Source organism: Photobacterium rosenbergii, from assembly GCF_003026455.1.
Taxonomy (GTDB): Bacteria; Pseudomonadota; Gammaproteobacteria; order Enterobacterales; family Vibrionaceae; genus Photobacterium; species Photobacterium rosenbergii.
Genome location: NZ_PYMB01000005.1, coordinates 200369 through 214349 on the forward strand (window position 1 = coordinate 200369; position 13981 = coordinate 214349).

The 13981-nt window shown below is 49.1% G+C and carries 14 protein-coding genes; 7 read left to right on the plus strand and 7 right to left on the minus strand.

The window, feature by feature from the left end; all coding sequences use genetic code 11:
* Positions 1-399 precede the first annotated feature (399 nt).
* Positions 400-885, plus strand: coding sequence for a hypothetical protein (locus C9J01_RS14390; protein WP_201797828.1), 486 nt, complete (start codon positions 400-402; stop codon positions 883-885).
* 149 nt (positions 886-1034) lie between these two features.
* The gene (locus C9J01_RS14395) at positions 1035-2135 is read left to right on the plus strand and encodes a YdcF family protein (RefSeq protein ID WP_107298846.1); all 1101 of its coding nucleotides are present in this window, start codon (positions 1035-1037) and stop codon (positions 2133-2135) included.
* Positions 2136-2245: 110 nt separating this feature from the next.
* Here the strand turns inward: C9J01_RS14395 and C9J01_RS14400 are convergent, their stop codons facing one another.
* On the minus strand, positions 2246-2809 hold the full coding sequence (locus C9J01_RS14400; RefSeq protein ID WP_107298847.1) for a TetR/AcrR family transcriptional regulator: 564 nt from the start codon (positions 2807-2809) through the stop codon (positions 2246-2248).
* Between the two features lie 110 nt (positions 2810-2919).
* Here C9J01_RS14400 and C9J01_RS14405 point away from each other — a divergent pair, with 110 nt between their 5' ends.
* A complete protein-coding gene (locus C9J01_RS14405) occupies positions 2920-3450 on the plus strand; it encodes a dihydrofolate reductase family protein (protein ID WP_107298848.1) in 531 nt (176 codons plus the stop codon).
* A gap of 4 nt (positions 3451-3454) precedes the next feature.
* Here the strand turns inward: C9J01_RS14405 and C9J01_RS29905 are convergent, their stop codons facing one another.
* The 4 genes from C9J01_RS29905 to C9J01_RS14420 all read right to left on the minus strand — a co-directional run bounded on the left by C9J01_RS29905 (position 3455) and on the right by C9J01_RS14420 (position 6371).
* Positions 3455-3589, minus strand: a complete 135-nt coding sequence (locus tag C9J01_RS29905) for a CFAP20 family protein (RefSeq protein ID WP_237156974.1) — start codon at positions 3587-3589, stop codon at positions 3455-3457.
* 59 nt (positions 3590-3648) lie between these two features.
* Positions 3649-4029 (minus strand): HPF/RaiA family ribosome-associated protein, encoded by a 381-nt coding sequence (locus C9J01_RS14410; RefSeq protein WP_107298849.1) that lies wholly within the window; start codon positions 4027-4029, stop codon positions 3649-3651.
* Positions 4030-4448: 419 nt separating this feature from the next.
* A complete protein-coding gene (locus C9J01_RS14415) occupies positions 4449-5429 on the minus strand; it encodes a zinc-binding dehydrogenase (protein ID WP_107298850.1) in 981 nt (326 codons plus the stop codon).
* A 204-nt stretch (positions 5430-5633) separates the two neighbouring features.
* On the minus strand, positions 5634-6371 hold the full coding sequence (locus C9J01_RS14420; RefSeq protein WP_107298851.1) for a GntR family transcriptional regulator: 738 nt from the start codon (positions 6369-6371) through the stop codon (positions 5634-5636).
* A gap of 168 nt (positions 6372-6539) precedes the next feature.
* Between C9J01_RS14420 and C9J01_RS14425 the strand changes: the two genes are divergently transcribed.
* The 3 genes from C9J01_RS14425 to C9J01_RS14435 are packed head-to-tail and all read left to right on the plus strand — an operon-like array spanning position 6540 to position 9991.
* Entirely contained in the window at positions 6540-7565 is a 1026-nt protein-coding gene (locus tag C9J01_RS14425; protein ID WP_107298852.1) for an ADP-ribosylglycohydrolase family protein, read from the plus strand.
* Positions 7566-7606: 41 nt separating this feature from the next.
* Positions 7607-9013 carry a purine-cytosine permease family protein gene (locus C9J01_RS14430; protein WP_107298853.1) on the plus strand — a complete coding sequence of 469 codons (1407 nt, stop codon included), beginning with the start codon at positions 7607-7609 and terminating at the stop codon, positions 9011-9013.
* Between the two features lie 9 nt (positions 9014-9022).
* Positions 9023-9991 carry a PfkB family carbohydrate kinase gene (locus C9J01_RS14435; protein WP_201797829.1) on the plus strand — a complete coding sequence of 323 codons (969 nt, stop codon included), beginning with the start codon at positions 9023-9025 and terminating at the stop codon, positions 9989-9991.
* 136 nt (positions 9992-10127) lie between these two features.
* Here C9J01_RS14435 and hxpB read toward each other — a convergent pair whose 3' ends face one another.
* Complete coding sequence (gene hxpB, locus C9J01_RS14440; protein WP_237156975.1) at positions 10128-10805, minus strand: hexitol phosphatase HxpB; 678 nt, start codon at positions 10803-10805, stop codon at positions 10128-10130.
* Positions 10806-10898: 93 nt separating this feature from the next.
* Positions 10899-11942: a LacI family DNA-binding transcriptional regulator gene (locus C9J01_RS14445; RefSeq protein ID WP_107298854.1), complete on the minus strand. Its 1044-nt coding sequence runs from the start codon at positions 11940-11942 to the stop codon at positions 10899-10901.
* 252 nt (positions 11943-12194) lie between these two features.
* On the opposite strand from C9J01_RS14445, the gene C9J01_RS14450 reads away from it, so the two are divergent.
* Positions 12195-13937: a PTS transporter subunit EIIC gene (locus tag C9J01_RS14450; protein WP_107298855.1), complete on the plus strand. Its 1743-nt coding sequence runs from the start codon at positions 12195-12197 to the stop codon at positions 13935-13937.
* Positions 13938-13981 lie beyond the last annotated feature (44 nt).

The window sequence follows — 13981 nt, forward strand, 5'->3', positions numbered from 1 at the left end:
AGCTTAAAGTTTGGATATCAATAAGCTTACCTATCTCCTTAAACAAACATACTTCTTCACCCACAAAAATTGTAAGCAAAGTTCTGCTATTTTTATTTCTCAAGAACAATAAAAAAATAAATAAATTTGATGGTTAGCAACAACTTCGGTGAGATGTATCACTTTCTCATGGGAATATTATCTTTTATTAGAATTGATGAAATATAAGTAAATCTGTACAAATGAGTGTGATAACAATTACCACTAATACTTTATAGTTAATATCTATTATAACAGTGATATGGATATTGGTTATTATTTCATTCGTGTAGGAATAAAGCCTATATTCATGGCTATACTAAAAGGTATTACTAATCCAGTGACAATCAGGGATGTACTGTAAAAACAAGGAGATGTGCCATGCAATACCCTATCCATACTTTCCGTAATGCACTCGTGACTATTATTGAAACGCAGTCTCATCGTTATTGCCATCTTCCCCGCTGGCAAGAACTCAATGCCTTCCCTTATGGCTCCTGTGATTTAGCCAACAACATGCTAGCAATGTATTTAAGAGAGCAAGGCTACAACCCCAAGGTGATATGGTGTCGGAATAACTTAACCGATTACCCTGAAATTCTCAGCCATGTGTGGCTTGAAGTCGATGATAAATTTATTGATATCACCATTAACCAGTTTCCCCGCCTTATCCGAGAACGAGTCCATATTGTGAATAAATATGATATCGGTATTCTGAATGAAATCTATTTACATTGTCGAGAGAATGACCAGTTCGAAGAAAGAGAAGTCGATTTACGAAACCATGCAGGATGTGCAGATGAGATATATCAGGCTGTCGCAGAACTTGCACGAAAACTCTCATACATTCACAAAAGAAATGTATAAAAAAGATTTATCACACAATTGTGGAAGCAAGACATCACTTTGTGATCTCACGCGCATAGGAAAAAGCATAATTATTACTGGATCACAATTTTAATATCTGGAATGCAATATATTGCTGCCCACCTTGTGATACATATTAAACAAAAACAATGAAAAAGAACCTTATTGCCCTAGCCCTAAGCGGCCTATTAAGCCTTTCCTCGACGTCTATCCTGGCTGCTGATACTACCTCACAGCAAAGTGTCCAAGCCACTACTGAATACAGCCAGTTTATTACCAAGCGTCAGGTTGTAGACCAACTGCTTGCCGATGCCGTTACCGCGTTTAAATCTCCAGCCCGTATTTCCCATGCTGGGTTTACCGCCAAAATGCCAAGTAACATGGAGGTTGTCACCAACCGCCTGCTTGAAGCCTACCAGCTAGAACCCTACCGTACAGATTTGCTGATCTCCGCGGCTAATGCCCAGATCTACAACAAAAACGTTGATCGCGCGATTGAGTTGTTCGAACAGGTTCTGACTGTTGCACCTCAGGATGTCGATGCTCATGCCTACCTTGCGGTATGGCAACAATTCAAAGGCAACACCGAGGCATCTCTTGAGCATATGAACACGCTCAAAACACTCAATGCCGGACGTGCCGCCGACATCCAACGTATCTTCGATACCGTGAACCGCATTGTGGCAACACCACTGAAAGAAAAACAAGATAAAGCCTACGAAGGCAACACGGCGATTGTTACCCTAGGTTATGCCCTAAACCCAGACGGCAGCATGCACGATATTCTGGTCCAGCGCCTTGAAATGACATTGGCAATGGCCAAGGCCCAACCGGATTCGTTGATTGTGCTGACCGGTGGCGTGCCTCGTAACCACAAAACCGAAGGCAAGCTGATGGCTGACTGGCTGGTTGAAAAAGGCATTGCCCGCGACCGCATTATCGAAGACAACTACGCCCGCAGCACAGTAGAGAACGCGCTTTACAGTAGCTACGCCTTAGCCCGCCATGATATCGACCACGCGACAATCATCAGCTCGGCAAGCCACGTCCGTCGAGGTCAGTCTCTGTTCGAGATCGCTTCTTGGCAAACAGGTCCGACAGACATTACGTTCGACACCGTTTCAGCTGCCGACAAACCTTTGGAAGGGCTCAAAGTGCCATCTGAAGGCGAACTGCTAGGCATCTACCGCGATGCATTGCGTACCTATGGTATGTGGAGCTACCGTTCTTACCCACTTGAGCAGCGCTAAGCCAGAGGGTAAAGCAAAAAAAAATTCTTCAACCAAGGCAGCCATATGGCTGCCTTTTCTGTTCAATCATCGGAAACATGATCAAGGTGGTTATCCTTTCAACAACACCATCATTTCACCATCCGCTCCAGCGCCTGCATATAAAAGCCCAGAGGTCCAGCCATCATATCGACCTTGAGTTCATCGCCAGCCTGGCAGCTCATCGCCAAGGCATAGCCGTGAAGGTAGTCCGCCAACATCGACAAGGCATTGTTTCGCAGCTCGTCATCCAATGGCAGCCCAGCTGTCGCCAAATCAAAACGCTCAGTGAAAACCGCAGCCGGACCGTGGGAGGTCATGCCGAGCAAAGTCTCCAGCAATCCTGGGTATTGCGCCAAAAGATTGAGGTAACTGTGGCACAGCTTGGCTAACTCCTGTTGCCAGTTACCATTGGGAACTGGGCTGTATAGCTTCTTAACCAGTGAAACCGTTACTGCTTCCAGCAAAGCCTGCTTGTTGGCGAAATAGTAATAAATCGCCATAGGATCGACGTCAAGACTGGCAGCCAACTTACGAATACTGGGGATCTTTCCCTCTTTTGCCATCAAGGCGTTAGCGCATTCAATGATCCGCTCTTTGCTCAGCGCCACCGACGCTGCTGCGGGCCTTCCCCGTTTTTTACCCTTGACAGTCATTCTCTGATCTCTTTAAACTTCGCATTATTCTACATTGTAGAATATTATAACTTAAACCCTGACGGCCTTCCACGCCAAGTCCAATTACAACCTCATGTTAGGAGCTCACCATGGCAAATATTGTCTACATCGCAACCAGTCTTGATGGCTACATCGCCGATAAGAACGGTAATTTGGATTGGCTACACAGTATCCCTAACCCTGAGGGTAACGATTTTGGTTTTGCTGATTTCATGGACCGAGTGGATGCACTGGTGATGGGGCGTAATACCTTCGAGACGGTATGTGGTTTTGACTGTGAATGGCCATACAGCAAACCGGTATTTGTCATCAGCAACAGCCTAAAGACAATTCCCAATGACTACAAAGACAAGGCGTTTTTGGTCAACGGCGAACTAAAGAACATTCTTACCGAGCTCAACAGCAAAGGCTTCAACGAGCTGTATATCGATGGCGGAAAAACAGTGCAGAGCTTTATGGCTGAGGGGTTGATTGATGAAATGATTATAACCACTATCCCGGTAATTCTAGGCGGTGGAACACCTTTATTTGGCGAAACAGCATCACCAGTGAACTTTGTACTTAAACACAGTGAGGTGCTACTGGATGCCATAGTTAAAAATCATTACTCTCGAGTTTAGTGTTTTATTTTTTCTTTTTCAAAGCACAGAGTAATATTTTAAGCTCACCGACAGTTAAAGCAGGTATCGTTACCTTAGTGTTTACAGAGACGCTACCTGTTATTTCATCGGCAAGTTGATTAATTTCTTTATCAGTCATATTTATCACCTTTGTAATAAAGCCGGCTATTACAAGTCCGGCTTTATACATTGATAGTATTAGTAAACAACATGCTCAGCGGCTAACATCCCGTAGTTAAAATCACTTTTTTGCTCTTCCTCACTTATTTCAACTCCAGCATCCATTGGAAAATCAACCTGATGGCGCGCCGCTATAAGTTGGGTTTTCTGTTTTTCAGCCTGGTGTGCCAATCCCTTGAAACAACGGTTGCAGGCTAGTTGGAAATTGATCCCTTTCTGTTTACTGAAGAAGTCCGGGCTTGAAGCCTCAACCGTAATCTCTTTAGTTTTTCGGTCCAAAGCCACATGTACCTTGAGGTCATTAGCAAGCTGGAACTTATTCATTAGCTTACCCGATTGATAAACAATGGATGCTTTCATTGAATCAGTAATGGAAATGTTGTTGTTGGTAATATGCACATCATTTTCCTCAAAGATTATTTTTCTTGGGCAGTAAATTTAACTTCCATCCCTTTATACTTAATGGAGGTTACAGAATATGATGATTTTAATTCCTTCATCATAATATTATCCCGACATGAAGACATATAAATAGTCGTCTTTATTCTTTGTCTAAAATTATTATTCTTCGGCATGTCTTAATCTCTATTTATTTGGCTTAACTTCAATGTATCACCGTGGATTACCGCGTATATAGCTAAGTTTGGCATCATACGTTTCAATTTTGGTGGGAACTTTATTATTTATGATAGCGCCAGAAAACAAAGAAAAATAATGTTATTAAGCAACTTGTTTATTTACCCATTAAATATAAAATCAAAAAAAGCAGCCTAAATTGCTGCTTTTTCTTATTTATTTTCTAATTGTCTTTATCGGAATTACATCCTAACGACCACTTTGCCCAGTGTGCGCTGTTCGCGAATCGCTTTAAGCTCATCCCCGACTTGATCAAGTGTGATGACTTTCAGCTGGGGAACCAGCACCTCACCTTCTTCCAGCAGTGTCGAGAATGCCTCACCGGCCCGGACTAAATCTCGCTGTGCCTTTTCACCATTGCGGTGACCAGAGCCCAGGCTCAGCTGGTGAAAGCTCAACCCTTTCATAAAGGCATCCGGGTAAGCATCCGGACGTACTGTCGACACCAGTTCGACCATTTCCCCTTCATAGCCCAAGCAGCTAGCGGCAATGATATCGTTGTCGCCACCGACACAGTCCAACGCTATAGGTACACCAATCCCCTCAGTGATGGCCATCACCTGCTCGATAATGTCTTGGCTGCGGTAATCGATAATATGGGTCGCCCCCAAAGAATGGACATAGTTGTGCTTCGCCTGTGAAGCGGTAGTGATAATCGTGCCGATACCCATGGATTTAGCGAGCTGGATGGCAAAACCACCCACGCCTCCTGCCCCGCCCAAAATCAAAATAGCATCATGATCTTTGGCATGCAGTTTATCGACCAAGGCACGGTACGCTGTCCAACCAGCACACGGGCTTGCAGCAGCTACCTCGGCAGAGACCTCGGGATGGGCAACCAAAGTACGGCAATCTTGCACCGCATACTCGGCAAACGCACCATGCGGGCGGAACATATCGCCATGATAGAGCACCTTGTCACCAACCTGCCACTGGGTAACTTCCTCACCAACAGCAACAATTTCCCCAGAGACATCTAGCCCAGGAACCCAATTGTCGTTCATGCCCGGTGCGGCCGACTGCCAAAGGTGTATCTTCGAATCGACCGGGTTCAAGCCGGCGGCGAAAACTTTCACCACTACATCAAAGCCTGTTGCCTCGGGCTGAGGGAGTTCTGCCATAACAAATTGATCATCGTCGGCATGATAGGTCAGTGCTTTCATCATTATCCTTTGTCCACTGCTGGTTTCATTGCTAATAGCTTTAGCGCAGAGCGCTATTTCATGCAATGTCCCGAAGCAATATCAACAAAATAATCTGCTTTATGGACTGACCCTGTACTACCCGACCCAGCTAGAAAATGACAGGACGATTGGCCAATTCGTAGATTGGTTCAGCGATTATGCCAAGCAATATATGGACTAAGACTAAGCCCTGACTTTGAATTCAAAGTTATAGAAATCGCTGCGGCAGATGGCCGAGCCATATTCCAGCACCCGGCCCTTGCTATCCTGGCTTTTGAGGATAATTTTCATCAGTGGGGAGCCCGGCGGGATCTCCAGCATCCTTTCTTCTTCGGGGCTTGGGGTATAAATGCTGAGTGAATAATCCTGATCGTAAGGTTTAATCCCCTGCTCGCGCCAATGGGCATACAATGAGCCCTCGAGTAAATCAGGCCGGGGCAAGAAACACTCAGGGATATACATGGTTTCGATAGAGACCGGCATTCCGTCTACCAACCGGACCCGCTTGATCTTCGAAATCATAGCCCCTTCAGCAAGGTCTAATTCGCTGGCGATGGACGACGGGGCTGCCACCAACTCTCTGGTCAACCAACGGTTGGATACCTCGCCTTTACGCTGAAGCTGAGATGAAAAGCCTCCGCCGGACAGATTGTAATGGACTGGTAAATTCACCAAGGTCCCTTTTCCGTGCTTTTTCACTACCACGCCCTGCTCATGCAGCAAGGCCAAGGCCTTAACGACAGTCACCCGGGAAACCCCAAGCGCCATGGACATCTTACGCTCGGAAGGTAATGCAGTGCCATGGGTAAGCAATTTATCTGCTATCGCTTTTTCAATGGCCTGTTGAAGCTGCAGATACAAAGGGGTTGAGACGCTGGCATCCAATGCCTCTTTCATCTGCGCAAGAAGTTGCTGTTCCAAACCATACCGCCTAAATCAAAATGCTGACATAACTAAAATCATTAGGATAGTACCAAAGTGTGAGGCCTAAATCACATTGGTGACCAAAAGGAATTCAACTGGACTTAAAGTGGACTTATCATACTATGCAAAGTCTATTCATTACCGCGATATTCCGGAGAAAACACCATGAGCCACACAGGTCAACCACCAATGGCATCGACTGAAAACCGCATTTTAGGCTGCCTATACGGTCAGGCTATCGGCGACGCAATGGGTATGCCGTCTGAACTGTGGACCAAAAATAAGGTTGTCGACTATTTTGGCTGGATTGATGACTTCCTGCCGGGTCCTGAAGAAAACATCGCCGCCAATGAGTTCAGCGCTGGTGAGTTTACCGATGATACCAGCCAGTGCGTTGCCTTAATGGACGCGGTTATCGAGGCCAACGGCAAACTAGAGCCACTGTTGATTGCCAAGCACATCATGATATGGGCAAAAAGAATTAATGCCTTTGAAAAAAACATCCTTGGCCCGACATCAAAAGCGGCACTTACAGCGATAGATCAAGGCCGCTCTGTTGAAGATATTGAAGCCAACGGTGTAACCAATGGCTCCGCTATGCGTGTTTCCCCGGTCGGTTGCCTGTTACCAACCGACGACAAACAAGCGTTTATCGAGGGCATCCGTCTTTCGTGCCTTCCGACCCACAAATCCGATGTTGCCATTGCCGGCGCAGCCGTCGTGGGTTGGGCGATCAGCAGGGCAATAGAAGGGGCGCCATGGCACCTAATCAAAGACGAAATCATTAGCCTTGCCAACGATACCCAGCGCCAGCATGAGTCCACTTTCAGTCCACTTCTCGGAAAAAGAATCAAGTACGCCCTGTATGTGGTTGAAAGCCAACATGAACCTAAACAAGCCCTCAATGACCTTTATGAAATGGTTGGCTCGGGAATGGATATCATCGAGTCGATCCCTAGCGCTATCGCTCTTGTCGAGCTGGCCGGTACCCAGCCGATGCGCTGTGCCGAGCTTGCAGCTAACTTAGGCGGTGACACCGACACTATCGGCGCCATGGCGACAGCCATTTGCGGCGCACTCAATGGTATCGATGCCTTCGCCCCACAGCATATCGCATTGATTAACAGTGCTAACCAGATTGATTTTGCGCCATATGCCAACGCCCTGGCCACTTTCCGCCACGGCCAATAAACCGATTGGAACCATCAAGACTTCACACTAAGGACTGCAGCATGAGTAACAAAGATGTACTAACCGGGCAAGCCCCAAGCAACGCCCCCAGCCAAGATGCCAGTATCGAAGAGCTTGGCATTGCCAAGGTGCCAACCAGTCAGCAGACCAAAAAGCCTGCTGAGCTGTTCTTTGTCTGGTGTGCCGCTAACATCGGTATCCTAGGCGTGGTCTATGGCGCAATTATCGTGTCTTTCGGCCTCTCTTTTTTCCAATCACTGTTGGCGGCTATTGTTGGTGTTGCCTCATTTTCATTGGTCGGCATGTCCAGCATTGCGGGTAAAATTGGCCGTACCACGACTCTGACCCTTTCCCGTTCTAGCTTTGGTAAAAAAGGCAACATTGCCCCTACCTCATTTTGCTGGATCAACCTCATGGGCTGGGAAGCGGTCAACATTATTACCGGTACCCTAACCCTGGTTGCCCTGTTTGCTGCCTTGGGTTTTGCCGAAACCACCATGACAACCGTTATTTCTTTGATCCTTTTTGGTGGACTGACAGTGCTGGTAAGCATGCTGGGGCAGAACACGGTATTGATGATGCAAAAGTGGATCACCCGTACTTTCGGGGCAATGACCTTGTTTGTGGTCCTCTACCTGATGGCAACAGCTGATTGGGAAACCATCATGGCCCTACCTTCCGGTAGTTGGATCACCGGCTTCCTGCCAGCTGTTTCTATCATCGCTGCAGGTACCGGGATCAGCTGGGCCATCGCCGGCGCAGACTACAGCCGTGACCAAAGCCCATCATCAAGCCACCGTGGTATTTTCAACTCCGTGGTTGGCGGCGCTGCACTTCCGCTCATCATGCTGATGCTGACAGGTATCTTGCTGACCGCCCAAATTCCGGATCTGGCGTCACACGAAAACCCAATTTCAGCCATTGGTCGCCTGCTGCCATCATGGATGGCGGTCCCTTATCTGGCCGCAGCCGTTGCAGGTATTGTTACCATTGCGGTTCTGAGCCTCTACTCTGCAAGCCTCAACCTGCTAAGCATGGGGATCAAACTCAAGCAGCGCACTGCCGTTGCTCTGGATGCAGTTCTGGTGCTAGGTGTCGCCCTGTACGTGCTGTTTGTTTCCGGTGACTTCCTAGGACCGTTTATTTCCTTCCTGATTTTCTGTGGCGTTTTCCTAGCCGCTTGGGCAGCTATCTTCATGACCGACTTCTTCACCAAGCATCGCCACTCAGGCTACAGCGACGAGGAATTGTTCGGCGATACCGGTACCAATAAACCGACTCTGGCATGCTGGGTGGTAGGTTCACTGGCCGGCTTGATGGTGTCCAATACCGGTTTCATCGACGGCCCGTTTGCTGTCGGTATTTTTGCCGATTCCAGCCTTGGCTTGTTCGTCTCCTTCTTGGTCAGTATGGTGTTGTACCGCATCATCCTCAAGAAGAACGCATAAGGTAGCGCTATGATTGATATTCAAGCACTTTCGCAACAGCGTCCGATCATCGTGGTCGGTGCCGCCTTCGGCGACGTCATGCTTGGCCTTGATTGCCTACCTAGTAGCGGCGGTGATGTTGTCGCCCAAGAGCAAGATAGGCAAATTGGCGGCTGTGCCTTTAATGTTGCCAGAGCCTTGAGTCGGTTGGCACTAATACCAATCAATGCAATCCCGGTTGGCAATGGTTCGTGGGGGCAGTTGGTCGAAACCGAAATGGATAAAGAGGGCCTGCCTGTCATGCTGCGCCACCCGACCCATGACAATGGGTGGTGTATCGCTATGGTCGAACCCAACAAGGAAAGGACCTTTATTACCGTCGACGGTTGCGAGCAATTCTGGAGTGAAGAACTGTTAGCCCAGATCCCGACGCCAGATAACGCCATCGTCTATGTCTCCGGGTATGAACTTGTCAGTCCACAGAGCGAGCCATTGCGCCAGTGGCTGCTGGGTCTAAGTGACGATAAAACATTGTTTGTCGACTTTGGCCCTCGTTTGGCTGATATTGATCCAGCATTTGTCGAAAAGCTATTGGCCAAGCGCCCGGTACTGACACTCAACCGTGATGAGTTGGCCCTTTTGCAAGGCGTACAAACCTCAACGGATGACGCTGTCAGCAACGCACAATCTTTTGCCAAGCACCACAACCTTGCCGTGATTTGCCGTTTTGACAAAGATGGGGCGCATGTCTGCGAACCGGAATTAGACCCAGTCTACATACCGGCTTTTCAGGTCGATGTTGCCGATACGATTGCAGCTGGTGACAGCCATTGTGCAGGGGTCATTGCAGCCCTCGCCTCTGGTTTGGCGCTAGGCAGCGCAACCCAACTTGGCAACATGGTCGCCGCCATTGTGGTCAGCAAGCCAGGCTCCGATGGCGCTCCTAACCGGGAGGAGCTCGCTGCTTTCCAAACCAGCCAAAATGCTGATAGCCAATAGGTAAGCAAACACCGAACAAGTGATTAACCTACAAAAAATAAGCCAGCAAAAATTGCTGGCTTATTTTTTTGTCCATTGGCTAGCCCCTAGCACGCTCTCGGTATGTCTTCGGTGTTTGCCCGGTCCAATTGGCAAGCTAGCGGACCATCACTCCCTTCACCTCACCCGTTTTTATCAAGTGCTGCTCAAGCTCCTCTAATGAAGAGAATCTACCGCTCGCCACGGCAAAACGAGGATCATCAATATTGTCCGGTACAGCAAACGTCGTCATACCCGCCGCTAAGCCAGCAATCATGCCTGTCACGCTGTCTTCAATCACCACACACTGGTTAGCAGCAACATCCAATTTTTGAGCTGCTGTCAGATACACGGATGGATGGGGCTTGCCATGTTCTTCATTGTCGGCACTGCACACCACCGAAAAATACTGACTAATACTCAAGCTATTAAGCACCGCATCAATTATCGGCATGCTTGATGAGGTGGCTAACGCAATTCTCACCCCGGCGCCCTGCAGCGTTTGTAGCAAGGAAACAACCCCTCGTTTAGGCTCTCCATGCTGGCGAATAAGTGCAACAACGGCTTGCATGATACTAAGCTGCAGTTCTTCCGATGGTATATTCAGATTAAAGTGCTGACACCAAATCTTAGCTATGTCATCTAATCGGCGCCCCATAGTCAGGCGAATACAATCGTCAAACGTAGCAGTCATGCCATAGCCCGCCAATACGTCCACCTGAGCCTGTCGCCAATAAGGTTCAGAGTCGATGAGTACTCCATCCATATCAAAGATAACCGCATCTTTTTGCATCATACTTACCTCTTAGCCATTGATAGGTGCATCCTAAAGCGACATTAAACGGCAATAAAGAGAAGAGTTCATAGCCGCAGCCTTCCCCCTTTCCAGCTACGCCATAGCGTTACTTTTTTGGCTTTGGTGTAGATGTTCCCCACATGACTGCCGGATTGTCAGTCTAGGCGAGAGGATGATCTGCTTGGCGGGCTCTTCACTGCCATTGATCCGCAATAGCAAGGCTTCCGCGGCGGTCCTGCCAAGCTCCTTGGCACAGGCCGAAACGGTGGTGAGAGGGGGAACGGTCTCGGCAGACTCGGGCAAGTCATCAAAGCCGATCACAGCTATATCTTCCCCGACGCGCAATCCCCTTTCCGCCAATGCCCGCATTGCCCCGTAGGCAATGGTATCGGTGTAGCAGACCAGGGCGGTTACATCCGGCCTCTCGTTCAACAGGTGCAGCGTCTCCACATATCCTTGCTGCCGGCTGTTGTTCTCGCAGCTTCGTACCAACTGGTAGTCAGGCTCAAGCCCCTGCTCCATCAACCGGCCCATATAACCACTGACCCGGTGTGATGCCGTTTTCGACCCGATAAGGTTGCCGACAAACCCAATCTTGCTATGGCCGAGTCCCAGCAGGTAATCGGTCGCTATCTGCGCCCCCTTGAAGTTATCGATACCGACAAAGTCATATTCATCGAGATCCGGCGATCGCACCGCAAACACCACAGGGACATTACGCCGCTTGAGGGCATGGAGGTAGTCGGTATCCAGCCGTTTGGCAGGGCAAACCACTAACCCCGAGGTGTTCTGGCTCATCAGCGACTCAATAAAGCGCTGCTGCTTGTCGGCATCGGACTCGCAGTTGGCAAGGAACAACAGGTAGCCGTCGCTGTCGAGTTTATGGCTGATCCCCGCTGTCAGCTGGTTGTAGATCGGGTTGGTGATGTCATGAAGCACCAGCCCGACTAGGTTGCTTTTCTTGCTGCTCAAATTCGCCGCCGACTGGTTGTACACATACCCCAGCTCTTCAATGGCAGAAAAAATCCGCTCCCGGGTGTGCTCTGATATCCGCCCCTTGCCCCGCAGGGTCAGCGACACGGTCGTCGCACTGACCCCACAGAGTTTGGCGACATCATGGATGGTGGGTTTAGCCATGGTTAACTCCTGATTTATCGCTAAACCATTTATCCCAGAAAAAACCCCGATTTCTCGTGAACAACCTCACACAATCCCAGATACAGCGCTGGATTGTTGTGGTTTTTGAGTGGTTTAACGGATTTACCAGTTAGGCCATTTTCTTTGTATGGGTTTAAGGTAGGACGCAGATAACGACGCTGGGAACGGGTAAGCCTCTCCCGCCAGAACAACATCGAACCTCTACCAAATACAACAACGAAACGGTGCCCTATGAACCTGAAAAATCTGGATTCGGTACAGCGGTTTGCCAAGGCCATGCTCTTTGCCGTGACCTTCATCCTACCGTTTGCCGCCATCATGATATCGCTCGGAACCATCGGCATGAGTCCCATGCTGCTGGGCGGGATCCCTTATGTCGGTGACCTTTTTGCCTTTGTCGGCAAATACCTCAATGTCGGCGGCTGGGTGATCCTTGCCAACCTGCCTTTCTTCTTCGCCCTGTGTGTCGCCTCGTCACTGACCGGCAACAAACAAGCCGGACCGGTGATCATTGCCGGCCTGTTCTTCCTGATGGTACACAAACTAATTGGTGAGATGAGTGTCTGGTACTTCGGCAGTATCAAAGGCTTTACTGATATTCAGGCACCAATGGACTTGTTATCACCGATTGCCAACCCGGAATACGTCAATATCTTCCAGGATGTGCTGGGGATGCCAACCTTCCGTATCGGTATTGTCGGTGCCATCATTGTCGGTATCCTGTCGGCCCGTATCTGGGAGAAATACAAGACTTTCGACAAATTGCCGATGGCACTGGACTTTTTCAACGGCCAACGTTTTTGCGTGTTCGTCACCTTTATCTACGCCTTTATCATGGCGGCAGTGCTGATGGTCGTGTGGCCGATTGTCGGTGACGGTCTGGATGCCTTCAGTATTTGGGCGGCACAAAACGGTGATTATGCAGCGCCCTTCTCCAAAGCCTTCCTGGAAACCGCACTGCGCCCGATTGGCCTGCACCATGTGACCAACGCTGTCTGGGAGTACACCCCAATCGGTGGCGAGTTCTACTCCGAGCTTAAAGACATGACCATCATCGGCCTGCACCAGGTTGGTCCGGCGCGCCTTGATGAAATTGTCCAGCTGTTTAACCTTGGCCGCATTTCGGACGCCCAGGCTATCCTGGCCGACCCGATGATGAACAAGATGATGTTCTACCAAGACTTCCATGGCTTGTTCACCCTACCGGGCGCGGCACTGGGTATGTACCTTGCGATCCCGAAAGAGCGCCGTACCGCCAAAATCAAATCTATCTACCTAAGTACGACCCTGGCCGTAGTTTTCACCGGCTTCTCAGAGCCACTGGAGTTCATGTTCGTATTCGCCTCACCGGTACTGTACGGGGTAAATGTGGCCTTCCAGTCAATCATTTCGATGATGCCGGACTTCTTCAAGCACATGTTCGATGACCCGGCGATGATGACTTGGTACTTCCGTGGCCTGCCGAACCTGCTGACCAACTACCTGGTACAAGTCGGCTTTATCCTGGGCCGCTGGTATGAACTGGTGATTCTGTTCGGTACTGGAGTGATTTGGTTCCTTATCTACGGTGTGACCTTCAACTTCATCATCCGCAAGATGGACGTCACTATCCTGGGCCGCGAGAAAGAAGACGAAGCCGAAGAAGCCAATGACTCTTTCGTTACCCGCATGGCCAGCCAGAGCAACAAACGTGTCGAAGCCATGGTTCATGTCCTTGGCGGCCTCGATAACATCGACACCATTGATAACTGCATGACCCGCCTGCGCCTGTCGGTCCACGACAAGTCGAAGGTCGATATGAGCAAGAAGACCTGGCAAAAGCTCGGCGCACTGGATGTGGTCGATGCCGGTGGCAACAATATCCAAGCCATCTACGGCGCATCGGTGAGTAACATCAAGATCCAGCTCGAAGACTATGTCGACGAAGCCAGGAGCCAAACATCAAACGTAGCGAACCCACTCGCATTCGAATAACCCAATTAACAAACAAATATAAGCCCGCCCTTCCCGCCGGGAAG